General features: G+C 37.5%; 26 protein-coding genes. All 26 read left to right on the top strand.

Features of this window, described 5'->3' with window-relative positions; all coding sequences use genetic code 11:
• Positions 1–154: 154 nt before the first annotated feature.
• The 26 genes from sucC to fliY all read left to right on the top strand — a co-directional run bounded on the left by sucC (position 155) and on the right by fliY (position 24,786).
• Entirely contained in the window at positions 155–1,336 is a 1,182-nt protein-coding gene (gene sucC / locus H9635_RS01755) for an ADP-forming succinate--CoA ligase subunit beta (protein ID WP_191698424.1), read from the top strand.
• On the top strand, positions 1,333–2,235 hold the full coding sequence (gene sucD / locus H9635_RS01750; RefSeq protein WP_191698423.1) for a succinate--CoA ligase subunit alpha: 903 nt from the start codon (positions 1,333–1,335) through the stop codon (positions 2,233–2,235). Before sucC ends, sucD begins: the two co-directional genes overlap by 4 nt.
• 105 nt (positions 2,236–2,340) lie before the next feature.
• On the top strand, positions 2,341–3,234 hold the full coding sequence (gene dprA / locus H9635_RS01745) for a DNA-processing protein DprA (RefSeq protein WP_191698422.1): 894 nt from the start codon (positions 2,341–2,343) through the stop codon (positions 3,232–3,234).
• Positions 3,235–3,358: 124 nt separating this feature from the next.
• Positions 3,359–5,443 carry a type I DNA topoisomerase gene (gene topA / locus H9635_RS01740; RefSeq protein WP_191698421.1) on the top strand — a complete coding sequence of 695 codons (2,085 nt, stop codon included), beginning with the start codon at positions 3,359–3,361 and terminating at the stop codon, positions 5,441–5,443.
• 18 nt (positions 5,444–5,461) lie between these two features.
• Positions 5,462–6,775, top strand: coding sequence for an FADH(2)-oxidizing methylenetetrahydrofolate--tRNA-(uracil(54)-C(5))-methyltransferase TrmFO (gene trmFO / locus H9635_RS01735; RefSeq protein WP_191698420.1), 1,314 nt, complete (start codon positions 5,462–5,464; stop codon positions 6,773–6,775).
• A gap of 262 nt (positions 6,776–7,037) precedes the next feature.
• The gene (xerC, locus tag H9635_RS01730; protein WP_191698419.1) at positions 7,038–7,937 is read left to right on the top strand and encodes a tyrosine recombinase XerC; all 900 of its coding nucleotides are present in this window, start codon (positions 7,038–7,040) and stop codon (positions 7,935–7,937) included.
• A gap of 19 nt (positions 7,938–7,956) precedes the next feature.
• Positions 7,957–8,499: an ATP-dependent protease subunit HslV gene (hslV, locus tag H9635_RS01725; protein WP_191698418.1), complete on the top strand. Its 543-nt coding sequence runs from the start codon at positions 7,957–7,959 to the stop codon at positions 8,497–8,499.
• Positions 8,499–9,890: an ATP-dependent protease ATPase subunit HslU gene (gene hslU / locus H9635_RS01720; protein ID WP_191698417.1), complete on the top strand. Its 1,392-nt coding sequence runs from the start codon at positions 8,499–8,501 to the stop codon at positions 9,888–9,890. Before hslV ends, hslU begins: the two co-directional genes overlap by 1 nt.
• Positions 9,891–9,974: 84 nt before the next feature.
• Positions 9,975–10,754, top strand: a complete 780-nt coding sequence (codY, locus tag H9635_RS01715; protein WP_191698416.1) for a GTP-sensing pleiotropic transcriptional regulator CodY — start codon at positions 9,975–9,977, stop codon at positions 10,752–10,754.
• A gap of 547 nt (positions 10,755–11,301) precedes the next feature.
• A complete protein-coding gene (flgB, locus tag H9635_RS01710; protein WP_191698415.1) occupies positions 11,302–11,691 on the top strand; it encodes a flagellar basal body rod protein FlgB in 390 nt (129 codons plus the stop codon).
• A gap of 2 nt (positions 11,692–11,693) precedes the next feature.
• Positions 11,694–12,158 (top strand): flagellar basal body rod protein FlgC, encoded by a 465-nt coding sequence (flgC, locus tag H9635_RS01705; RefSeq protein WP_191698414.1) that lies wholly within the window; start codon positions 11,694–11,696, stop codon positions 12,156–12,158.
• Between the two features lie 7 nt (positions 12,159–12,165).
• Entirely contained in the window at positions 12,166–12,474 is a 309-nt protein-coding gene (fliE, locus tag H9635_RS01700; RefSeq protein WP_191698413.1) for a flagellar hook-basal body complex protein FliE, read from the top strand.
• Positions 12,475–12,531: 57 nt separating this feature from the next.
• Positions 12,532–14,127 (top strand): flagellar basal-body MS-ring/collar protein FliF, encoded by a 1,596-nt coding sequence (fliF, locus tag H9635_RS01695; RefSeq protein WP_191698412.1) that lies wholly within the window; start codon positions 12,532–12,534, stop codon positions 14,125–14,127.
• A gap of 14 nt (positions 14,128–14,141) precedes the next feature.
• Entirely contained in the window at positions 14,142–15,155 is a 1,014-nt protein-coding gene (gene fliG / locus H9635_RS01690; RefSeq protein WP_191698411.1) for a flagellar motor switch protein FliG, read from the top strand.
• The gene (locus H9635_RS01685; RefSeq protein ID WP_191698410.1) at positions 15,148–15,945 is read left to right on the top strand and encodes a FliH/SctL family protein; all 798 of its coding nucleotides are present in this window, start codon (positions 15,148–15,150) and stop codon (positions 15,943–15,945) included. The genes fliG and H9635_RS01685 overlap by 8 nt, the downstream gene beginning before the upstream one ends.
• 5 nt (positions 15,946–15,950) lie before the next feature.
• Positions 15,951–17,276 (top strand): flagellar protein export ATPase FliI, encoded by a 1,326-nt coding sequence (gene fliI, locus H9635_RS01680; protein ID WP_191698409.1) that lies wholly within the window; start codon positions 15,951–15,953, stop codon positions 17,274–17,276.
• A gap of 2 nt (positions 17,277–17,278) precedes the next feature.
• Entirely contained in the window at positions 17,279–17,725 is a 447-nt protein-coding gene (fliJ, locus tag H9635_RS01675) for a flagellar export protein FliJ (protein ID WP_191698408.1), read from the top strand.
• Entirely contained in the window at positions 17,697–18,344 is a 648-nt protein-coding gene (locus tag H9635_RS01670) for a MotE family protein (protein ID WP_225231064.1), read from the top strand. The genes fliJ and H9635_RS01670 overlap by 29 nt, the downstream gene beginning before the upstream one ends.
• A gap of 37 nt (positions 18,345–18,381) precedes the next feature.
• Complete coding sequence (locus H9635_RS01665) at positions 18,382–19,656, top strand: flagellar hook-length control protein FliK (RefSeq protein WP_225231063.1); 1,275 nt, start codon at positions 18,382–18,384, stop codon at positions 19,654–19,656.
• 3 nt (positions 19,657–19,659) lie between these two features.
• Positions 19,660–20,349, top strand: a complete 690-nt coding sequence (flgD, locus tag H9635_RS01660; RefSeq protein ID WP_191698405.1) for a flagellar hook assembly protein FlgD — start codon at positions 19,660–19,662, stop codon at positions 20,347–20,349.
• 12 nt (positions 20,350–20,361) lie between these two features.
• Entirely contained in the window at positions 20,362–20,733 is a 372-nt protein-coding gene (locus H9635_RS01655; RefSeq protein WP_191698741.1) for a TIGR02530 family flagellar biosynthesis protein, read from the top strand.
• A gap of 97 nt (positions 20,734–20,830) precedes the next feature.
• A complete protein-coding gene (locus H9635_RS01650; protein ID WP_191698404.1) occupies positions 20,831–21,811 on the top strand; it encodes a flagellar hook-basal body complex protein in 981 nt (326 codons plus the stop codon).
• A 75-nt stretch (positions 21,812–21,886) separates the two neighbouring features.
• A complete protein-coding gene (locus H9635_RS01645) occupies positions 21,887–22,108 on the top strand; it encodes a flagellar FlbD family protein (protein WP_191698403.1) in 222 nt (73 codons plus the stop codon).
• Positions 22,098–22,523 carry a flagellar basal body-associated protein FliL gene (gene fliL / locus H9635_RS01640; protein ID WP_191698402.1) on the top strand — a complete coding sequence of 142 codons (426 nt, stop codon included), beginning with the start codon at positions 22,098–22,100 and terminating at the stop codon, positions 22,521–22,523. The genes H9635_RS01645 and fliL overlap by 11 nt, the downstream gene beginning before the upstream one ends.
• A 42-nt stretch (positions 22,524–22,565) precedes the next feature.
• Positions 22,566–23,561: a flagellar motor switch protein FliM gene (gene fliM / locus H9635_RS01635; protein WP_191698401.1), complete on the top strand. Its 996-nt coding sequence runs from the start codon at positions 22,566–22,568 to the stop codon at positions 23,559–23,561.
• Positions 23,554–24,786 (top strand): flagellar motor switch phosphatase FliY, encoded by a 1,233-nt coding sequence (gene fliY / locus H9635_RS01630; protein ID WP_191698400.1) that lies wholly within the window; start codon positions 23,554–23,556, stop codon positions 24,784–24,786. The genes fliM and fliY overlap by 8 nt, the downstream gene beginning before the upstream one ends.
• The last annotated feature ends 22 nt before the right edge of the window (positions 24,787–24,808 follow it).

Raw genomic sequence — 24,808 nt, 5'->3', positions numbered from 1 at the left:
TTCAGAAAATTAAAAAATATATTTGAAGAGAATTTTTTGACATAAAATAAAGTAAAAATTGCTTGTGTGACAAATATAGACATTATCTGAATTATTGTATAAAATAGATTATGTTAGTAGAATAATTTCCAAATGTCCGATGGGAGGATGTATCATGAATATCCATGAGTATCAAGGGAAAGAAATATTAAGGCAGTACGGCGTTGCGGTTCCTAAAGGGAGTGTCGCGTTTTCACCAGAAGAAGCGGTAAAGGCAGCAAAAGAACTAGGTTCAAATGTAACAGTAGTAAAAGCGCAAATCCATGCAGGTGGCCGAGGTAAAGCAGGAGGCGTAAAAATTGCGAAAAACTTAGATGAAGTTCGCTCTTACGCAAAAGAACTGCTAGGGAAAGTTTTAGTAACGCACCAAACAGGTCCAGACGGTAAAGAAGTAAAACGTCTTTATATAGAGGAAGGTTCGGACATTAAAAAAGAGTACTATTTAAGTTTAGTATTAGACCGTGCAACTTCTAGAGTAGTAATGATGGGTTCTGAAGAGGGCGGTATGGATATTGAGGAAGTAGCAGAATCTAATCCAGAAAAAATCTTCAAAGAAATAATCGATCCAGTAACAGGCTTGAATGCCTTCCAAGCACGCCGTATGGCATTCAATATGAATATTCCGGCGAAGTTAGTAAATAAAGCAGTAGGATTAATGCTTGGTATTTACAAAGCATTTATCGATAAAGATGCATCGACAGTAGAGATCAACCCGCTAGTTGTAACTGGTGATGACCAGGTAGTGGCGCTTGATGCAAAATTCAATTTTGATGCAAATGCACTGTACCGTCATAAAGATATCGTAGAATTACGTGACTTTGATGAGGAAGATGCAAAGGAAATTGAAGCCTCAAAATATGACTTAAGCTATATTTCTTTAGATGGCAACATTGGCTGTATGGTAAATGGTGCAGGTCTTGCTATGGCTACGATGGATACAATTAGCTATTATGGCGGTTCACCCGCAAACTTCCTTGATGTTGGGGGCGGTGCAACAGCTGAAAAAGTAACAGAAGCATTTAAAATTATTTTATCAGACAAAAATGTAAAAGGTATTTTTGTAAACATTTTCGGTGGAATTATGAAGTGCGATATCATTGCAGAAGGTGTTATTACAGCTGCAAAAGAAGTAGGCTTAAAAGTTCCGTTAGTTGTACGTTTGGAAGGAACGAACGTAGAACTTGGTAAAAAATTATTAAATGAATCTGGTTTAAATATTGTAGCCGCTGACTCTATGGCTGATGGCGCACAAAAAATCGTGAAATTAGTTGAATCTGAAGGCGGGGTTAAGGCATGAGCGTATTCATTAATAAAGACACAAAAGTAATCGTACAAGGGATTACAGGGGAAACAGCCCTTTTCCATACGAAACAAATGTTGGAATACGGAACAAAAATCGTTGCTGGGGTAACACCTGGTAAAGGCGGTCTAGAAATCGAGGGTGTTCCTGTATTTAATACTGTACAGGAAGCAGTAGATGCTACTGGTGCAAACGTATCGGTTATTTATGTACCGGCACCGTTTGCAGCAGATGCAATTATTGAAGCGGTTGACGCTGATTTGGATATGACTATTTGTATAACAGAGCACATTCCTGTCCTTGATATGGTAAAAGTTAAGCGCTATATGGAAGGCAAAAAAACACGTTTAGTAGGTCCAAACTGTCCTGGTGTTATTACAGCAGATGAATGCAAGATTGGTATTATGCCAGGTTATATTCATACAAAAGGGCATGTAGGCGTTGTATCTAGATCTGGAACGTTAACATATGAAGCTGTACATCAATTATCTCAAGCGGGTATTGGCCAAACAACAGCAGTAGGAATCGGCGGAGACCCAGTAAATGGTACAAACTTTATCGATTGCCTAAAAGCGTTCAATGAAGACCCTGAAACATATGCAGTAGTAATGATTGGGGAAATCGGCGGTACAGCGGAGGAAGAAGCAGCAGAGTGGATTCAGGCTAACATGACAAAACCGGTTGTAGGCTTTATCGGTGGTCAAACAGCTCCTCCAGGTAAACGTATGGGACACGCTGGTGCTATCATTTCTGGTGGTAAAGGAACAGCTGCAGAGAAAATTAAAGCGATGAACGCAGCGGGTATTGAAGTTGCCCCTACACCTTCTGTTATTGGAGAGACACTAATTAAAGTAATTAAAGAAAAAGGTCTATACGAAGTTTGTAAAACACATTAATATAAAAGATGTAGCGGTCGCCTCGCTACATCTTTTTCGTATGTCTACCTCACTATTTATAAAAGCGGTCATTTTAATTTCTTCTATTATAAAAGGAGTGTTGAAATGATGAATCACTTAAATGAACAATTATTGAAACTACACTATATCCTCCCTCTATCATGGCAAAAATTCCAAAAATTGATGACTATTTTAGAAGATTTCGACAAAATGTTACATGTTTCACCAAAAATTTTAGCGTTGCATTTAAAAATTAAAGAAGAAAAAGCCATACAGCTTCTACGTCATTATAAAGAACTATTGCCAAAATCAATAACAAGTTATTATGAGCAAGAAAATATTCACGCCATCCCCTATACAAGTCAATTTTATCCGGAACGATTGAAACAACTTTACGATGCGCCATCAGTGCTTTATGCAAAAGGGGATATACAATTATTAAATAAATCAAAAATAATTGCGGTCATTGGTTCCAGAGGAGCAACTAGCTATAGTGAGGAAGTATTGAAAATGCTGATTCCTCCACTAATCGATGAACAATTCATCATAGTCAGCGGTCTTGCTAAAGGAGCAGACCGACTTGCACATGAGGCAACAATTGGTTATGGTGGAAAGACAATCGGTGTATTGGGACATGGGTTGTTCCATCATTATCCGAAAGAAAATATAGAATTAAGCAAGCATATGGCAAGCGAACATTTATTAGTAACAGAATACCCTCCTTATGTAGGAGTGCAAAAATGGCATTTCCCCGCACGCAACCGAATTATTAGCGGTCTAAGTGAAGCGCTTATCGTTACAGAAGCTGCACTTAAAAGCGGTACTTTAATTACTACAGAGCTTGCACTTGAACAAGGAAAAGAAGTGTTTGCGGTGCCTGGAAATATATTCAGTGAGCAGTCGCGAGGTACAAATAAATTAATAAAAGAAGGGGCAATTCCAGTATGGAATGGCTTTCAAATCCTTCAGGAATTACAAATGTTTTCAAAATATCGTTGAAAAAAAGTTGCATTATTAGCCAATCTGTTATACATTTTGCAACAGGAAAAGCTTTGAAAAACATTGACAAATTCATATGATTGAATTTAAGAAAATAACAATACCTCTATAAGGAGGAAAACAGATGGCAGATTATTTAGTAATTGTTGAATCACCTGCAAAGGCAAAAACAATTGAACGCTACTTAGGAAAAAAATATAAAGTAAAAGCTTCAATTGGACATGTACGTGATTTACCACGTAGTCAAATGGGAATTGATACCGAAAATAATTATGAACCAAAATATATTACGATTCGAGGAAAAGGTCCGGTACTCCAGGATCTGAAATCGGCAGCAAAAAAAGTAAAAAAGATTTATCTCGCAGCCGATCCAGACCGTGAAGGGGAAGCAATTGCCTGGCACTTAGCAACAGCATTGAATGTTGATATTCAATCAGATTGCCGTGTCGTATTTAATGAAATCACGAAAGAAGCCATATTAGAAAGCTTCAAACACCCACGTCCGATTAATATGGATCTAGTGGATGCACAACAAGCACGTCGTATTCTAGACCGTCTAGTAGGTTATAATATTAGTCCGATTCTATGGAAAAAAGTGAAAAAAGGCTTGTCTGCAGGTCGTGTGCAATCGGTTTCATTGCGTCTAATTATCGATCGGGAAAATGAAATTAAAAGCTTTATACCAGAAGAATATTGGTCTATTGATGCGAGCTTCGAGAAAAGTAAAAAGCAATTTGATGCTTTCTACTACGGAGACGGCAAAGAAAAAATTAAGCTAACAAATGAAGCCCAAGTTAAGGATGTTTTAAAACGTGTAAAAGGCTCTGACTTCGAAGTTATGAATGTTGTAAAGAAAGAGCGTAAGCGTAATGCATCACCAGCCTTCACTACATCCTCACTACAACAAGAAGCCGCGCGTAAATTAAACTTCCGTGCGAAAAAAACAATGATGCTTGCCCAACAGCTTTATGAAGGTATTGAGCTAAGCAAAAAAGAAGGCGCAGTCGGCTTAATTACGTATATGCGTACAGACTCAACCCGAATTTCGGAAACTGCAAAATCGGAAGCTATATCGTATATCGAAACAAAGTACGGCAAAGACTTCATCGCGTTAGAGCAAAAACAAGTGAAATCAAAAGCGAATGCACAAGATGCCCATGAAGCAATTCGACCAACGAGTGCGATGCGTACGCCGGAAGAACTAAAAACGATTTTAAGCCGTGACCAGCTTCGTCTGTACCGTTTAATTTGGGAACGCTTTATCGCTAGTCAAATGGCGCCGGCAGTCCTGGATACGGTAACAGTAGACCTTCAGAATAACGATGTATTATTCCGTGCAAATGGTTCTCAAGTAAAGTTTGCGGGATTCATGAAACTTTATATCGAAGGTACAGATGATCAAACCGAAGAAACGAACAAACTCCTGCCTGAAATGAAGGTTGGCGATAAAGTTAAGTCACTTGAAATCGAGCCAAAGCAACATTTCACACAACCACCACCACGCTATTCGGAGGCGCGTCTTGTGAAATCGTTAGAGGAGCTAGGTATAGGTCGACCATCAACATATGCACCGACATTGGATACCATTCAAAAACGTGGCTATGTTCAACTGGATGCAAAACGTTTCGTACCTACAGAGCTTGGTGAAATTGTCCACCAGGCAACACTGGAGTTTTTCCCGGAAATCATTAATATCGAATTCACTGCACAAATGGAACAGAATCTGGATGAAATCGAAGAAGGCATTACAAAATGGGTAAATGTAATCGATGAATTTTATAAAGATTTTGAACCACGTGTTAAACATGCGGATGAAGTGATGGAAAAAATCGAAATAAAAGATGAGCCTGCAGGAGAAGACTGTGAAAAATGCGGTAATCCAATGGTATTTAAACTTGGACGTTACGGGAAATTTATGGCTTGTTCCAACTTCCCTGATTGCCGTAACACAAAAGCGATAGTCAAACCGATCGATGTTAAATGTCCAACATGTGACGATGGTGAAATTGTTGAGCGTAAATCCAAAACGAAGCGGATTTTCTACGGTTGCAATCGCTATCCGGATTGTGATTTTGTTTCATGGGATAAGCCAATTAGTAGACCTTGTCCGAAGTGTAGTTCATTATTAGTAGAGAAGAAATTGAAAAAAGGTGTTCAAATTCAATGTACAAACAGTGAATGTGATTATGAAGAAACACCATCACAATAAAATGAAGAGGTAACAAAAATGACACAACAAATAGTAAATGTAATTGGTGCTGGTTTAGCCGGTTCTGAAGCAGCATGGCAAATTGCAAAGCGTGGCGTGAACGTACGTTTATATGAAATGCGCCCTGTAAAGCAAACTCCTGCACATCACACTGATAAATTCGCTGAACTTGTATGTTCCAACTCTTTACGTGCAAATGGCTTAACAAATGCTGTTGGTGTAATCAAAGAAGAAATGCGCAAATTGGATTCTGTTATTATTGCAGCAGCAGACAATAGCTCAGTACCTGCAGGTGGAGCCTTGGCTGTAGACCGTCATGAGTTTGCGGGGCATGTAACAGATAAAGTGAAAAACCATCCGTTAATTGAGGTTATTAATGAAGAAGTAACTGAAATCCCTGAAGGAATTACTGTTATTGCGACAGGACCATTAACATCCGAAGCATTAGCAAAACAAATTCAAGGGCTGACTGGGGAAGAGTATTTATACTTCTATGATGCAGCTGCACCTATTATCGAAAAAGATTCAATCGACATGGACAAAGTATACTTAAAATCACGCTACGACAAAGGTGAAGCGGCATATTTGAATTGTCCAATGACGAAAGAAGAGTTCAACGCATTCCGTGAAGCATTAATTACTGCAGAATGTGCACCACTAAAGGAATTCGAAAAAGAAAAGTATTTCGAAGGCTGTATGCCAATTGAAGTAATGGCTGCTCGTGGTGAAAAAACAATGACATTCGGTCCAATGAAGCCAGTAGGTTTAGAGGATCCTAAAACAAATAAACGTCCATATGCGGTTGTTCAATTGCGTCAGGATGATGCAGCAGGAACACTTTATAATCTGGTAGGTTTCCAAACGCATTTAAAATGGCCTGAACAAAAGCGTGTCTTCTCAATGATTCCAGGTTTAGAGAATTTGGAAATTGTAAGATACGGGGTAATGCACCGCAATACATTTATCAACTCACCGAAAGTGTTAACACAGACGTATCAGTTAAAAGCACGTCCAAACCTATTCTTTGCTGGTCAAATGACTGGAGTTGAAGGTTATGTGGAATCTGCAGGTAGTGGGTTAATAGCGGGAATCAACGCCGCTCGCATGGCGCTAGGTCAAGAGTTGCTGTACTTCCCGCACGAAACAGCGTTAGGTGCGATGGCTCGTTACATTACACATACAGACGCGAAAAACTTCCAGCCGATGAACGTTAACTTCGGGATTTTCCCAGAACTTGGCGAACGCATTAAATCAAAGCCGGAGCGTGCAGAGCGACATGCAAATCGCGCATTGGAATCAATTCAGAATTTTATTAATACTCAAGTAATTTAATTGCGAAAAGCCCTTAAAGACTGATATACTTTAAGGGCTTTTACATTTATACAATAATTTCCGTGAAATAATGGATAAAATAGAAAAAATATCGTGATAATTATTAGATTAGCTGAATAAATACAAGAAAAACGAATAATTCTAGCATATTTTACTTGAAAAGTTATCATGATAGGTATAGTGTCAATATGTATGTTTTTTTAGGAAATATTAAGTGTCCATACACATCATTTTTCTTTTGTATGAAATGGGGGTATACAGGATGGATGTATCATTGCAAAATCATTTAGAACAATTTATTCGATATGTACAGTTGGAAAAGAACTTTTCTCTACATACCGTTCGAGAATATCAATCTGATTTACATGAATTTTTTGCGTTTTTACATTCTGAAGGTGTACAAAAAATTACAGAAGTTGAATATATCCATGCACGTTTGTATGTAACAAAGCTTTATGATGAACAAAAAGCAAGAACTTCCATCTCAAGGAAAATCTCATCTATCCGTTCTTTTTTTCGGTTTTTAAATCGAGAACTGAATATTGATGATGCTCCGTTTCGTTCACTTTATCATCCGAAAAAGGAAGAGCGATTACCGAGCTTTTTTTATGAGGAAGAATTGAAACAACTATTCGAAAAAAATGAAGGCAATGAGCCAATCCAAATTCGCAATATTGCATTGTTGGAGATTCTATATGCTACCGGCATGCGTGTAAGTGAATGTGTAAGTTTAGAAATTGCAGACATCGATTTTCATTACAGTATTGTCCGTGTCATGGGAAAAGGGCGTAAAGAGCGAATTATCCCGTTTGGACAGTATGCGCATGAGGCACTTACTCGTTATATAGAGCAGGTCCGTCCATCTTTAATGAAAAAAGAAAACCATCAAAAAGTCTTTGTCAATATGCGAGGTGGCGAACTTACTACCCGCGGTGTGCGTTATATATTAAGTGAGATGATCGATAATGCAAGTATGCACACTAAAATTTATCCACATATGCTGCGCCACACCTTTGCTACGCATCTATTGAATAATGGAGCGGATATGCGTACAGTTCAGGAATTACTAGGGCACGCGAATTTATCTTCAACTCAGATTTATACTCATGTAACGAAAGAAGCTTTAAGAAAGACATATATGAAAAGTCATCCGAGAGCATAAGTTAAGGGGGAAATGAAATATGGGTCAAATTCATGCGACAACGATATTCGCCGTTCATCATAAAGGTGAATGTGCAATGGCCGGGGATGGTCAAGTAACACTAGGAAATGCTGTTGTAATGAAGCATACGGCACGTAAGGTCAGACGTCTGTTTAATGGGAAAGTGTTAGCGGGATTTGCAGGTTCTGTTGCAGATGCATTTACATTATTTGAAATGTTTGAGGCAAAGCTCAATGAATATAATGGCAATCTACAAAGGGCTGCAGTCGAAGTAGCGAAACAATGGCGTGGAGATAAAATGCTGCGACAGCTAGAGGCTATGCTACTCGTAATGGATAAATCAACATTGCTGCTTGTATCAGGCACAGGTGAAGTAATTGAACCGGATGATGGTATTTTAGCAATCGGTTCAGGTGGAAATTACGCATTATCTGCTGGTCGTGCATTAAAGAAACATGCTGCAGATCATTTGACGGCAAAGGAAATCGCAGAGGCTGCATTAACGACTGCTGCGGATATTTGTGTGTTTACAAACCATAATATAATCGTGGAGGTATTATAATGACTTCGATCAATTTAACACCAAGACAGATTACGGAACATTTGAACCGACATATTGTTGGTCAGGAAACTGCCAAGCGTGCTGTTGCGATTGCATTGCGCAACCGTTATCGCCGTTCACTGCTAAGTGAAGAACTAAAAACTGAAGTAATTCCGAAAAATATATTAATGATTGGACCTACTGGTGTAGGGAAGACAGAAATTGCACGTAGAATCGCTAAACTAACGAATGCTCCATTTATTAAAGTGGAGGCAACGAAGTTTACAGAAGTCGGATATGTGGGTCGTGATGTCGAATCAATGGTACGTGACCTAGTGGAAGCGTCCCGTCGTCTTGTGAAAGACGAGATGGTTGAAGCGGTTAAGGAACAAGCTGAGCGTAACGCGAATGATGTACTAATAAAACTATTAGTCCCTACAAAAGTAAAAGAAAAGCTTACGCAAAATCCATTTGAAATGCTGTTTGGTCAAAAAGATACTGCCCAAGAAGATACAGCTCAGCAGGAAGAGCCAGAAATTCGTACGCGACGTGCGCAAATTGCTCAGGATTTAAAAGACGGAAAATTAGAAGAACAGTGGGTTACGATTGAAGTAACGGAAAGTGCACCATCACTTTTTGATGCAATGCCGGGGATGAATATGGATAATGCAAACGGTATGCAAGATATGCTGTCTAATTTAATGCCGAAAAAAACAAAAAAACGCAAAGTCCAAGTAAAGGATGCGCGACGCATTTTAGTTCAGGAAGAAGCCAATAAACTAATCGATACAGATGCTTTATCCAGTGAAGCAATTCACCGTGCGGAACAGTCAGGTATTATTTTTATTGATGAAATTGACAAAATTGCGAGTAAAGGTTCTTCATCTGCTGAAGTATCCCGTGAAGGGGTGCAGCGAGATATATTACCAATTGTAGAGGGTTCGACCGTAAATACGAAATATGGAACTGTTAGAACCGATTATATGCTTTTTATCGCAGCAGGTGCTTTCCATATATCTAAGCCGAGTGATTTAATCCCGGAACTGCAAGGGCGATTCCCGATTCGTGTAGAACTTGAAAAATTAACGAAGGATGATTTTGTGCGCATATTACAGGAGCCGGATCAATCGTTAATTTTACAATATAAAGCGTTACTTGAAACAGAAGGCGTTACTCTTGAATTTACAAAAGAAGCAATTGAACGTATTGCAGAAATTGCTACAGAAGTAAATCAGGAAACAGACAATATTGGTGCCCGTCGACTTCACACAATTTTGGAACGTTTACTTGAAGAGTTATCTTATGAAGCTTCTGAAATTGCACCGGCACATATCGACATTACCCCGAATTATGTCGATCAAAAATTGTCGAATATAGTAAAAAATAAAGATTTATCGCAATTTATTCTGTAATAATAAGTTGAAATAGTATCTTTAAATTGTAAAAACCTTTAGAATATTAAGTGAATTAAACAAGTCCTGTAGGAGGAAATAGAAATGAATTTATTAACAAAAACACGAAAAATCAACTCAATGTTACAAGCATCCGCTGGGAAACCAGTTAACTTTAAAGAAATGGCCAACACTTTAGGTGATATAATCGAAAGTAACGTATTTATCGTAAGCCGAAAAGGGAAATTGTTGGGTATTTCAATTCACCAGCAAATCGAGAATGAGCGTATGAAAAAAATGTTTGAAGTGCGTCAATTCCCGGAAGCATATACACAAAACCTATTCAATATTACTGAAACATCTCCTAACTTGGATGTTAACAATGAACATACAGCATTCCCTGTTGAAAACAAAGATCTGTTTTCAAACGGTTTAACTACTATTGTTCCTATTATTGGTGGCGGTGATCGTTTAGGAACGTTAATTTTAGCGCGCATAAGTGATCAATTTGAAGATGATGATTTAATACTTGCTGAATATGGGGCAACTGTTGTTGGTATGGAAATCTTGCGTGAAAAGTCGGAAGAGATTGAAGAGGAAGCACGTTCGAAGGCTGTTGTTCAAATGGCGATTAACTCGTTATCTTATTCGGAACTTGAAGCGATTGAGCATATTTTTGAAGAGCTAGACGGTAATGAAGGTTTGCTAGTAGCTTCTAAAATTGCTGACCGTGTAGGAATTACTCGCTCGGTTATCGTTAACGCATTACGTAAACTTGAATCCGCGGGTGTTATTGAATCACGCTCTTTAGGGATGAAGGGAACATATATTAAAGTTTTAAATGATAAATTCTTAACAGCTTTAGCTGAAATCAAAATGAAATAAAAAAATTTACAGACATAATGAGGTTCTCCTTGTTATGTCTGTTTTTTTATTTTAGCCGAATAATTATAAAGAACTATAATGGTTAATTATGTAAAAGTAATGATAGTTATGAATTAGAATAAGAAATCAAATAAATATTATTTATACCTATGATAAATTATAAATGATGTGACAAATGTTTTGTTACAATATTATGAATTGTTATAATAAAACCCGACTTTCACAGGGTTTTAGTGTATGATATGTTAGGTTGAATTTAAATGAAGCACTAAATACTCATTTGTGATGAAGTGCTTAATATACTAAAAAGTAGTAACTTTATATTATAATAATAAAATGTTAGGTGCAAAAGGATTAAGTTACTCTGTAATATTTCAATTTTATTGATTTAAATACTAATTTAGTAAAAATAAAAATACAAAAAATAGTTAAATAAGCCTATCTAATAGGGACAAAAGTCAATAGACACTATGGATTATTATAATTACAATTGTATTATTAAGTTTTTAGGAACATTATTTAGCAAACAATGAATGAGGTGAGCAATTTGGATTTATTTGGTGGCACTATACGCAACCTGGAAAATGGACTTTCGTATGCTACATTAAAGAATAAAGCAATTTCCCAAAATATTGCAAATGTTGATACACCGAACTATAAAACAAAAGAAGTAAGCTTTAAAGACGTTTTCAATGATGTGAAAAAAGATTCTATCTCGGCCTATCGTACAGATGCCAGACATTACGATTTTAAAATGGAAATTGGCGGTAATGGTGTTTACTCAAATAATTTCCGTAGTAGACCAAATGGTAACGCAGTGAATATGGATGCCGAACAAGCAAAATTGGCGGAAAATACAATTTACTACAATGCGCTTATCGACCGGATTAGCAGTAAATTCTCAACATTAAATAATGTTGTCAAAGGAGGGAGATAATCATGTCGATTTTTCATAGTATGAATACGACAGCTTCTGCCTTAACGACACAACGTTTGCGCATGGATGTTATTTCTTCGAATATAGCAAATGTTGATACGACCCGGGCGAAACAAGTGAACGGAGAATGGGAGCCATACCGTAAGAAATCCGTTACTTTAAAAGAACAGGAAGGTCAATTTTCCAGTTTCTTGAATACTGCGATGGGCAAAACGGTGAAAAGCGGTGTAGGGAGTGGAGTGAAAGTTTCCTCCATTAAAGATGATACAGAGACTCCATTTAAGCTAGTTTATGATCCGGCACATCCTGATGCAAATGATGACGGCTATGTACAAATGTCGAATGTTGACGTATTAAGAGAGATGGTTGATTTAATTTCTGCGAGCAGATCATATGAAGCGAATATTACTGCTTTTAATGCAAACAAAAATATGTTAACAAAAGCTCTAGAAATTGGGAAAGGATGATTATTAAATGGCAATTAATCCAATAACATTTATGTCTCCCGCACAATCTGTGAATGAGTTAAATGTTCAGAATCAAATAACACCTGCAAATGCACAGCAACAATTTGCAAATACTTTAAAAGAAGCGATTGCTAGTGTAAATGAACATCAAAAAACATCAGATACAATGACACAAAAATTAATCAATGGTGGAGATGTTGATTTATTTGAAGTAATGGTTGCAGCGCAAAAAGCAAGTGTTACTTTAAACACAACAATTGAAGTTCGTAATAAAGCTGTGGAAGCTTATCAAGAAATTATGCGTATGAGTGTGTAATGATTTGAACAACGAATAATAAATTGTTGGGCATTCACTATTAGCGGAGGATTCATAATGAATGAACGACTTACTAAAATTAAAAGCGACTCCACTGGTTTCTGGCAAAGTCGCACAAAAAATCAAAAAGGTGCGATAATTGGAGCACTTTTAGCTGTGATTGCAATTGCAGCTACAATTACATATTTTTCGACACGCACTACAATGGCGCAGTTATTTCCGGAAATGTCTCAAGCTGAGGTAGGAAGGATTACGGAAGTACTTGCTTCACAAGGTGTAAAATATGAAGTGACAAATGGTGGTACTACAATACTGGTACCGGAAAATAAAGTGCAGGATCTACAAGTATCGTTAGCGGCACAAGGATATCCTGATTCTGGTGAAATTGATACTTCGTTTTTCACATCGAATGCCGGGTTTGGTATGACGGACAATGAATTTAATGTTATAAAACAAGCGACAATCGAAACTGATTTAGCTAACTTAGTCCGTAAATTCGAAGGTGTTAAAGATGCGAGTGTCATGATAAGTTTACCGGAAGAAGGCGTATTTCTTAAGGATGCGAAAGGTGAGGCACAAGCAGCGATTGTATTAAATACAGCTCCGGGACATAAATTTTCGGATGATCAAATTAAAGGATTATTTAATTTAATCTCTATGAGTATTCCGAATTTACCGAAAGAAAATATTACCATTATGAACCAGTATTCCGAATATTATGACCTTGCTTCTGCAGAAAGTGGGGGTAACGGGATCAATACGGTTACGGGACAGATGGAAGTAAAGAAGACGATTGAACGCGATTTACAGCGCCAAGTTCAGCAAATGCTTGCTACGTTAATCGGACCGGAGAATGTCGTAGTAAATGTATCGGCAGATATTGACTTTAAAAAAGAAAATCGTGAAGAAAACTTAGTACAGCCTGTTGACGAAGAAAATATGACGGGTATAGAAATAAGTGCCCAACGTATTACGGAAACGTATTCAGGTGCAGCTGGAGCCGGAGCAGAGGGTTCCACAGAAGCTGGAGGCGTTACGGATAACTTTGTTGATTATGTGGAAGGTGCTACAGGTGATGGCGATTATGAGCGTGTAGAGGAAACAATTAATAACGATGTCAATCGTATACGTCGTGAAATCCAGGAAAGTCCATACAAAATTCGGAATTTAGGCATTCAAGTAATGGTAGCACCACCTAACGCAGTAGATGAGTTTGATCAAGGTGTCCGTACAGATATCGAGGAAATTTTGTCGACAATTGTCCGTACTTCAATTGATCAAGAAGCTGCAGGTAATTTAACAGATGAAGAGATTGCCAATCGTATAGTTGTATCTGTACAGCAATTCCAAGGTAACAATTCATCCGACGGACAGCCGGAATCAGTTATTCCTTGGTGGGTATGGGTCATTGGCGGTATTTTACTAGTAGCAATTGTCTTACTGATAATTTACGTCATTCGAGTACGTAGACGCAAACAAGAAGAAGAAGAATTGGAAATAATAGAACAGCAACAACAATTAATTGAAATAGAAGATATTTCTGAAGAAAAAGAAACTGAAGCGACTGTACGCCGTAAGCAATTAGAAAAAATGGCAAAAGAAAAGCCAGAAGATTTTGCGAAGCTATTGCGTAGTTGGATTGCTGAAGACTAATAGGAGGTTCAGCTGTGTCCAAGAAAGATAAAGACTTGTCAGGAAAGCAAAAGGCTGCTTTACTGCTGATTTCTCTAGGACCGGAAGTCTCGGCTTCTGTATATAAGCATTTAAGTGAAGAGGAAATTGAACGCCTCACACTAGAAATTTCTGGTGTAAAAAAAGTAGAATCGAATGTTAAAGAAGAGATTATAGAAGAATTTCATCAAATTGCACTTGCGCAAGATTATATTACGCAAGGTGGTATTGGTTATGCAAAGACCGTTCTTGAAAAAGCATTAGGTGCTGAACAAGCGCAGGCTATTTTAAATCGTCTAACTTCCTCGTTGCAAGTAAGACCATTTGATTTTGCTAGAAAAGCAGACCCGTCACAAATTTTTAATTTTATTCAAAATGAACACCCTCAAACAATTGCCCTTATTCTTTCTTATTTGGAACCGGGGCAAGCAGGGGTAATTCTTTCTTCATTGCCACAGGAAGTACAGGCAGATATTGCAAAGCGAATTGCCATTATGGAATCTACTTCACCAGAAGTAATTAGTGAAATTGAATCCGTATTGGAACGCAAATTGTCATCGACAGTTACACAGGATTACACAGAAACAGGTGGCGTCGATGCAGTGGTGGAAGTATTGAATGGTGTAGATCGTCAAACAGAAAAGACAATTCTCGATGCGCTTGAAATTCAAGACCCAGAACTTGCGGAGGAAATTAAGAAACGTATGTTTGTGTTCGAGGATATTGTTACATTGGACAACCGTTCAATTCAACGGGTTATCCGAGACTGTGAAAACGAAGACCTACTATTATCAATGAAAGTTTCTTCAGATGAAGTAAAGGAAATTATTTTCCGCAATATGTCGCAACGTATGGCTGAGACATTCCGTGAAGAAATGGATATTATGGGGCCAGTACGTCTGCGTGATGTAGAAGAAGCACAATCCCGCATCGTTGCAGTAATACGCCGCTTAGAAGATGCAGGGGAAATTATAATTGCACGTGGTGGAGGAGATGACGTAATTGTCTAGAATCATCCGTTCAACAAATGCACAAAAAGCAGAAGAAGCGTCTACTGTAGAGATTAAACTTCAAAACTTCTTCGAGCCTATTCATTATGCGAAAACGGAAGAAGAACAAATGGACGATACACCTCAATTAACGATTGAAGACATTCAACGTGAACGTCAACAAATGTTAAAGGAGACATCAAATGAAATAGAGCAGCAAAAACTTCAGTTCGAGCAATATCGTAATGAACAGCTCGCTACAATTGATGCTCTAAAGCAAGCATGGGAAGAAGAAAAATCATTACTTCAACTAGAAGCGTATGATGCCGGATTTGCCCAAGGATACGAAGATGGTATTCAAAAGGCAAATGCCAATATGCAACAGCAATTGCAAATAGCCAATAATACAATGAATGATGCACAAAAAAATGCTGCCGCCTATATAGAATCACAGGAAACAGTATTACTGGAACTAGCTTTAACGGCTACAGAGCGTATTATTAATGCGCAGCTGGACCGGGATGATCAGCTTTTTGTCTCTATTATTGAACGTGGATTAAAAGAGGCACGTGAAATGAAAGAAATAAAACTATATGTTTCGCCTGAATACCATGCGCTCATTACAGAGCATCATAATGAATTGGCTGAAATGTTTCCTGCAAATGTACCTTTTATGATTTTTGTCAATGAAGATTTAGAGTCTACTGAAAGTTATATAGAAACGAATCATGGACGAATTGTCGTATCGATAGATGACCAATTGCAAGAGCTTCGCCGACAATTATATGAACTAATCGAAAGTAAGGAATGATACGGATGAAAGCGGCTCAATTAGTTGAACAAATTCCTAATTTAAATACATTTAAAAAATATGGAAGAGTTACACGGGTTGTTGGCTTGATGATAGAGTCGCAAGGTCCGGAGAGTTCGATTGGGGATGTATGTAAAATCCATGTTCAAACATCCAAAAACGGTAATCAGGTTTTGCTGGCTGAAGTGGTGGGCTTTAAAGATGAAATCGTCATTTTAATGCCCTATTCATCTTTAAAGGAAATATCAATTGGCTGTCTCGTAGAAGGAACCGGAACACCGTTAGAAGTGAAAGTAGGTCCGGAACTAATCGGGAAAGTATTGGATGCGATGGGAAACCCGTTTGATGGGCAAGCGTTGCCAAGAGGTTTAACAACTGTCCAGACAGAAAAAGATCCCCCAAATCCATTAAGTCGTCCCCCGATAAATGAACAATTGGAAGTTGGGGTAAAGGCTATAGACGGGATGCTTACTGTGGGAAGTGGTCAACGTGTCGGTATATTTGCCGGCTCAGGAGTCGGGAAAAGTACATTGCTCGGTATGATTGCACGTAATACAGAGGCAGATATTAATGTAATCGCCCTTGTCGGTGAGCGTGGACGGGAAGTTCGGGAATTTATTGAACGTGATTTAGGTCCTGAAGGGTTAAAGCGTTCTGTAGTGGTAGCAGCAACTAGTGATCAGCCGGCACTTATGCGAATAAAAGCAGCGTTTACAGCAACAGCGATTGCAGAATATTTCCGGGATCGTGGAAAAAACGTTATGTTGATGATGGATTCCGTGACCCGTGTAGCGATGGCCCAACGTGAAATTGGACTGGCTATCGGAGAACCACCGGCAACTAGAGGATATACTCCTTCTGTATTCGCTATTTTGCCAACATTATTGGAGCGTTCCGGTACGAATGTGAACGGCACAATTACCGCGTTTTATACGGTGTTAGTAGACGGTGATGATATGAATGAACCGATTGCCGATGCAGTGCGCGGAATATTGGATGGACATATCGTATTGGATCGGAATCTTGCAAATAAAGGACAATATCCTGCGATAAATGTGTTAAAGAGCGTAAGTCGTTTGATGAATCATATCGCTGATCCGGAACATGTAAGTGCAGCAAGCCGATTGCGGGAATTGTATTACGCATATTCGAAATCGGAGGACTTAATCAATATAGGTGCTTATAAACGTGGTACATCAAAAGAAATCGATGAAGCTATTTTATATGAACCGCTTATTACCGCGTTTCTAAAGCAAGGGTATAAAGATAAAGTTTCAATCGATCAAACTGTAAATGAAATTATCGCGTTATCGAATGGTGGTGCACGTTAAGTATGAATTACAATTATCGTTTTGAAAAAATCCTTATTGTAAAAGATCAGGAAAAAACAGAATCTGAACTTGCCTTTAAAGAATCAGTCCATGTATTTGAGGAAATTGCGACAAAGCTATATGGACTATTGAAGAAAAAGGAAGATTTAATTGTCTATCAGCAGGAACGCTTAAAAGAAGGCTCTTCTATAGATGAAATTAACCATTATTCTAAATTCATCGATAGCATGGAAAAAACAATTGAAGATGCCCAGCAAAAAGTAGTACAGGCGCGGGCAAAAATGAATTGGCATGAGCAAAAATTATTAGAAAAAAACTTGGAAGTACGTAAATACGAAAAAATGCGTGAAAACGATTTTGAAAGATTTAAAGAGGATCAGTTACGCATTGAAGCAATGCAACTAGATGAGCTTTCAACGATTGCGTTTTTCAAGAAAGAAATTAGGTGATTCCGTGGCAAAAAGAAATAAAAATAAAATAGAACAACAGGTGGAAGAAAATGAAGTAGAATCTCAACCCGGTTTTTTTAAAAAGTTTTTTTATTTGTTTTTAATTCCATTTATGTTCCTTATTGCAATTTTATTAATTATTACATCTGTGACGGAATATAACGTATTTAAAATGGCGGATGGTGTCGTTGAGAAAATTCCATTTATCAGCTCTGAAGAAGGCGAAGGAGTTATAGAAAACAGTTTAGTAAATGAACAAAAAGTTGTAGAATTGCAAGCGGAGATTCAGGAGAAAGAAGCTCAAATTTCTCAGCTCCAATCACAAATAGATTCTTCTGTAATTGAAAAGGAAGAGCTGTTGGTTGAGCAGGAACGTCTACTGTTTGAAATAGAAAAACTTAAACGCAATCAGGAAGAGACACAAAAGGAATTTAAAGAAATCCTATCAACTTTTGAAAAAATGTCCGCTAAAACGGCAGCACCGATACTAGTTCAAATGAGTGATACGGAAAGCTTGCGTATAATGTCGAGTATGAAACCCGATACATTATCAGCAATTTTTACGAAAATGACTCCTGCAGATGCGGCTCGTTATACCGAGTTATTATCTCAACAATAAGTAACTTTGAAGGGAGGTGGAACAGATGAATATAGGAATGTTACAAACAAAAATGCCGAAGCAAGTATTGCAATCAAATACAGTACAATCTTCAGTACCCAATGAAAAGGCTTTTGGGAGTGTGTTTCAATCTATCGTCTCAACAACAAAGCAGACTAATCAACAAATAGAATCGACTGAAGATTCTTTAGCTAACAGTGTGACAGATATCTTAGAAAATGATTCATTGCCAAGTTTGTTACAGCAATTAGGTATTGAAATGGACGATTCGGAGTTATTTGCTTTCATTGGCGAGGAAAGTACACCAATTTCAGTTGATGAAATGTTATCACTTGAAAACCTAGCAGAACTTGTAGGCATGACTGAGGAGCAACTTACTCGAACTATTGAGCAATTATTAGGTAATACAAATCATGAAATTAAAGATATTTGGTCAATTATCGAGCAAGCACCACAAATTTTGAGTGAAATATTAGCGACAATTCAAGGGTTACAACAAAATGATTCCTTAAATGTTCAACCAAAAGAATTACAACAAGTCATTCAATTTTTAAAAATGACAGAGCTTTTAGGAAATAAAGTTGACACAGTATATCAGCAGGAAGTTCAATTAGGGCAATTAAAAGAAGCATTATTAGCATTAGCAAATGAAACTCGAAAAACAGTTGATCTAGAGCAAAATACGACGAAAACAAGTACTTTTCAACAAATAGTACAACAAGTAACACAGCAATCGTCTCAGCAAAACAGTCAAAATCAATCACAACAAAATCAATCGACTCAACAGACTACTGTGAAAATTGAATCTGATACACAATCGGCTATTCAATTACAGCAACAATCGACTCAAATAAAAAACGTTACAATTACATTACCAGCTGAAAAACCAGCACAATCAGAGGCGCTAGTAAAAGAAATTCAAAACTTAATCAATCGTAGTCAACTTTCTGGTCAACCAGGCAATATGAAATTGTTTTTAAAACTATTCCCAGAAAACTTAGGTCAAATCCGTATTGAATTAGTGCAAAAAGATGGTGTACTTACTGCTCGATTATTAGCAACGACTGCAATGGGTAAAGAACTATTAGAAAATAATATTAACCAATTAAAAGCTGGCTTTGTAGCGCAAAATATCCAAATGGATAGAATAGATGTCGCACAATCATTACAGGATGCGGATCGTAATACTCGTGATCAAAATTTCTTCAATAACTTCTTCGGTAAACAAAAAGAAGAAGAATTAGAGGAAAAGGAAGATAACCCTGAAGAAGAAACTATTTCGTTTAAAGATTTATTAAGTGAGGAGGTATAGTCAATGACAAACCCAATTTCAACTGATTATTATTTACCTGCAAATAATCCTAATTTCAAAGTAACAGATAAGCAAGATAACGGAGCACTTGGAAAAGATGCGTTTTTAAAAATATTAATTACTCAGCTTCAAAATCAGGACCCAACAAGCCCAATGGACGATAAAGAATTTATTTCACAAATGGCACAGTTTTCTTCTTTAGAGCAAATGCAGAATATGACAAAAGCGATGGAGAACTTACTCGCATCTCAAGAGCAAACGCAGTTAATGAATTATTCAACTTTCGTCGGTAAAGAAGTGAAATGGCATGAGCTTACAGATAAAGTAGATGCAGATAATAAGCCGATTTATAGCGAAGGTACAAGCGTTATTAAAGAATTGAAATTTGTAGACGGTGACGCAGTATTCGTCTTAGCAGATGGAAAAGAAATAAAACCCGGTAATATATCATCTATTTTAGGTAGTGACAGTTCAGCACAACCGAGTATCCCAGCTGGGAATCCATTAGCAGAAGCTAGTCAACTTATTGGACAAAAAGTTCAATATACGAGTGGAGAACAGTTAATTGAAGCCATTATTGAAGCCATTAAAACGAATAACGTAAATATCGAGTATATTTTAAATGATGGATCTCGTTTAACGAAGGAACAATTTACTGTCATCACACAAAATACTGAAACGGCGCCAGAGTAAGAGAGGAATATGATGAATCGAGTAAATATACAACATATACCGTATCATCCACCTATCCAGCCAGCAGTTAAACAAAATACCGAGGTATCTAAACAGTCGTTTATAGACCATTTAAAACAAGCAACGGTAGAGGACCTTAAAATAAGTAAGCATGCATCAGAACGTCTGAAGGAACGTAATATTTCAATTTCAGCGAAAGAATGGCAGCAAATTACTGAAAAGGTTTCCGAGGCAAAAGATAAAGGTGTGAAACAGCCATTAGTTCTTTTAGAACAGGCGGCTTTGATTGTAAGTGCTAAAAATGCAACGGTCATTACAGCATTAGACCGTACCGAAGCAAAACAACAAATATTTACAAATATCGATGGAACAATTCTCTTATAGGCTGGACCTTCAGAAGTAAGGAAGCCTACAGTTGTTGACTGATTGAGACAACTAAACAAAAATATAAAATTGGAAATTGAAGGGAGAACGGCATAATATGTTACGTTCAATGTATTCAGGTATTTCAGGGTTAAAAAACTTCCAAACGAAATTAGACGTGATTGGGAATAATATCGCAAATGTTAATACTTATGGATTTAAAAAGGAACGCACAATTTTTAAAGATTTAATATCACAAACACAAGCAGGTGCATCTGCTCCTACTCCAACTCGTGGGGGAGTAAACGCAACTCAAGTAGGTTTAGGTTCTCAATTAGCAGCAATTGATACTATTCATAATCCAGGATCAATGCAGACAACAGGACGTATTCTTGACTTAGCAATTTCAGGTGATGGTTTCTTCATGGTAGCCGACTCGTTGGGTGAACCAGATCCTATTACTGGTGATATTGCAGATCCAGGTTATGAAAACATTCTTTATACGCGAGCTGGTAATTTCTATATGGATAGAAATGGTTATTTAGTAAATGGAGAAGGTAAATATTTAGTAGGTCATGCTAATGATACTTTATCGATTGACGATACAACTACAATTGACGGTAGTGAAGCGGATAATGATAAAGAAGAAAATGGTTTACTTTTGCCTGGAAACTTAATTGATGGGAGTGGTGGTGCGCCGCAAATCGATTTAGCAACATTTAGTAATCCTATTCGTATTCCTACTACAGCACAGTCAATGACAATTGGTCAAGATGGAACAGTTAACTATGTTGACTATAAAGGAGACCGTCAATATGCGGGACAACTCATATTAGCGAAGTTTCCAAATGCATCAGGGTTACAGAAAAATGGCGGTAACTATTTCCAAGAAACTGCAAACTCGGGAGTTGCGTATGGTCAAACAGCTACTGTTGAAGGTATCGGTTCTGTTCAATCAGGATTCATGGAAATGTCCAACGTAGACCTTTCTGAAGAATTCACTGAAATGATCGTGGCACAACGTGGTTTCCAGGCAAATTCTCGAATTATCACAACTTCAGATGAGATTTTACAAGAGTTAGTTAACTTAAAACGATAATCTAAAATACAAATTATATATTCATTGTAAAGGGGGGGCGGGCCGGCTCTCAAGTGCAGTTCCGGCCCTATTTCAATGATCGAAGTAACTCGTCTGAATGGCAAAGCATTTACTTTAAATGCTCTATACATAGAAACAGTCGAAGCTTTTCCAGATACCCAAATTACGCTGACGACTGGGCGTAAATTCATTGTTTTAGAAACTGAAGAACAGGTGCGGCAGAAGGTGAAGGTATTTTATCAAAATATACAAGTTTTATCTAATCCGCATCTAAGAGGTGAAGAAGATGAAGAATAATAAATTATTAACGATAATGCTCATTATTTTAGTGACTATTACACTATTAGGTATTATTGTAGTGGTATTAATAACTCAGCTTGATAAACAAAAATCAAGTGGTCCGTCAATCGATGAAATTGTTGAGTCATCAGTCGATATCCCGGAAATTACAACGAATTTAGCTGATGGAAGCTTTGTTCGAATAACATTAAAAATTCAGGCTTCAGATAAAAAAGCTGGAGAAGAATTACTGAAACGTGATTTCCAAGTGAAAAACATCGTTATTCAGGAACTTTCAGAAATGGAAGAAGAGGCTTTGGAAGGTAAACAAGGTAAAATAGCTTTCCAGAATTCGATAAAATCTCAAGTAAATGAGTTAATGCAAGTTGGAGAGATTACACAAGTATATATTACTTCATATGTACTTCAATAAATGAATTTACATTATTTTATATCTTGAAATGGAGGTGGGCAAATGGCAGGAGATATAATGTCCCAATCCGAAATTGATGCGCTTTTGTCAGCGATTTCAACAGGAGAAATGTCGGCAGCGGACATGAAAAAAGAAGACGAAACACGGAAAGTTAAAGTGTATGACTTTAAACGTGCATTACGCTTCTCTAAAGACCAAATCCGAAGTTTGACCCGTATACATGAAAATTTTGCACGACTGTTAACAACCTTCTTTTCTGCTCAGTTAAGAAGCTATGTACAAATAACAGTTGCATCTGTTGACCAAATTCCATTTGAAGAATTTGTTCGTTCTATACCGAATATGACATTAATTAATGTATTTGAGGTGCCGCCATTAGATGGCAATATACTAATGGAGATTAACCCGAATATTGCCTATTCAATGTTGGATCGCTTAATGGGCGGAACGGGTGCAAGTCATAGCAATGTCGATAATTTAACCGAAATAGAAACGAAAATTATGACGAATCTATTTGAACGTTCATTTGATAATTTACGGGAGGCATGGGAAAATATTGCTGAAATCGATCCGATGCTTGTAGAATTAGAAGTTAACCCACAGTTCTTACAAATGATTTCACCAAATGAAACCGTTGTTGTCATTTCATTGAATACTATTATTGGTGAAACGACAGGGATGATTAATATTTGTATACCGCATGTCGTATTGGAGCCAATTGTACCGAATTTATCTGTTCGTTACTGGATGCAGACTAATACGAAGGAGATTTCTCCTGAACAAACAAAGATGCTTGAAACACGAGTGAAACAAGCAAAATTACCTGTTATTGCCGAATTAGGTACGACAGATATTACAATTGAAGATTTCTTGGGGATGACGATAGGCGATGTCATTCCGCTAAATCAAAAAATTGATCATCCGTTAACTTTAAAAGTAGGGGATTTACCTAAATTCACCGTACAGCCTGGAAAATTAAATAAAAAAATGGCTGTTCAAATTATCGAACCTTTGAAAGGAGGAGACGAAGATGAGTGATGAAATGCTCTCCCAAGAAGAGATAGAGGCCCTATTAAGAGGGGAGACACTAGATGATGTCTCTGCCAATTTGGAACCTCAAAAAGAAGAAGTGAAAGTTGAGGATTACTTAACTCCAATAGAAATTGATGCATTAGGTGAGGTAGGAAATATATCGTTCGGAAGTTCTGCCACTGCTTTATCTGCATTATTAGGACAAAAAGTTGATATTACAACGCCAAGTATCACAATGATTAATCGTAATCGTTTAGAAGAGGAATTTCCAAATCCTTACGTTGCCGTTCAAGTAGAATATACTGTTGGTTTATCAGGTATGAATTTACTTGTAATTAAACAATCAGATGCTGCAATTATAGCGGACTTAATGCTTGGTGGGGATGGGTTAAACCCGAAACCCCAGTTAAATGAAATACAATTAAGTGCAGTACAGGAAGCGATGAATCAAATGATGGGTTCTGCTGCTACATCGATGTCGACTGTATTTAATCAAAAGGTGGATATTTCACCACCGTCCATTGATTTAATGAACCTTTCGCAAAATGAAGGTACAGATAATATACCGCCGGATGATTTATTAGTGAAAATTTCATTTAGATTGCGCATAGGGGAATTAATAGATTCAAATTTAATGCAATTACTGCCTTTAAAGTTTAGTAAAAAAATAGTAAAGTCATTATTGGGAGAAACTGACGAGCCTATTGTTGCAACTACAGCAGCTCCGCCTGCACCGGTATCACAACCAGAACCACAACAAACGATGCAACAGGAACAAAATGTACAACAACAGCAAGTTCAACAGCCGATGCATGAGCAACCGGTCCAGCAGCCAATGTATCAGCAACCAATGTACGAACAACCGGCACAACAGCAAATGTACCAACAACCGGTTTATTCGGCACCAACAGCAAATGTTCAGCAAGCTCAATTTGCTAGCTTCGAATCTGCAAATATAACACAGACAGAAGCACGCAATTTAAATATGCTGCTTGACATTCCATTGCAGGTAACAGTGGAGTTGGGACGTACAAAGCGTTCAGTAAAAGAAATATTGGAGCTTTCCAGTGGTTCTGTAATTGAGCTTGATAAGCTTGCAGGTGAGCCTGTTGATATTTTAGTAAATAGCCGGTTAATCGCAAAAGGTGAAGTAGTAGTAATTGATGAGAACTTTGGTGTTCGAATCACAGATATTTTAAGTCAAGCCGATCGCTTGAACAATCTAAGATAGTTTTCTAATTGGAGGAATCAGA

The sequence above is a fragment of the Solibacillus faecavium genome (genome assembly GCF_014836905.1).
GTDB lineage: Bacteria > Bacillota > Bacilli > Bacillales_A > Planococcaceae > Solibacillus > Solibacillus faecavium.
Note: the sequence above shows the minus strand (reverse complement) of the source record. Positions and strands in the feature narration are given on the sequence as shown.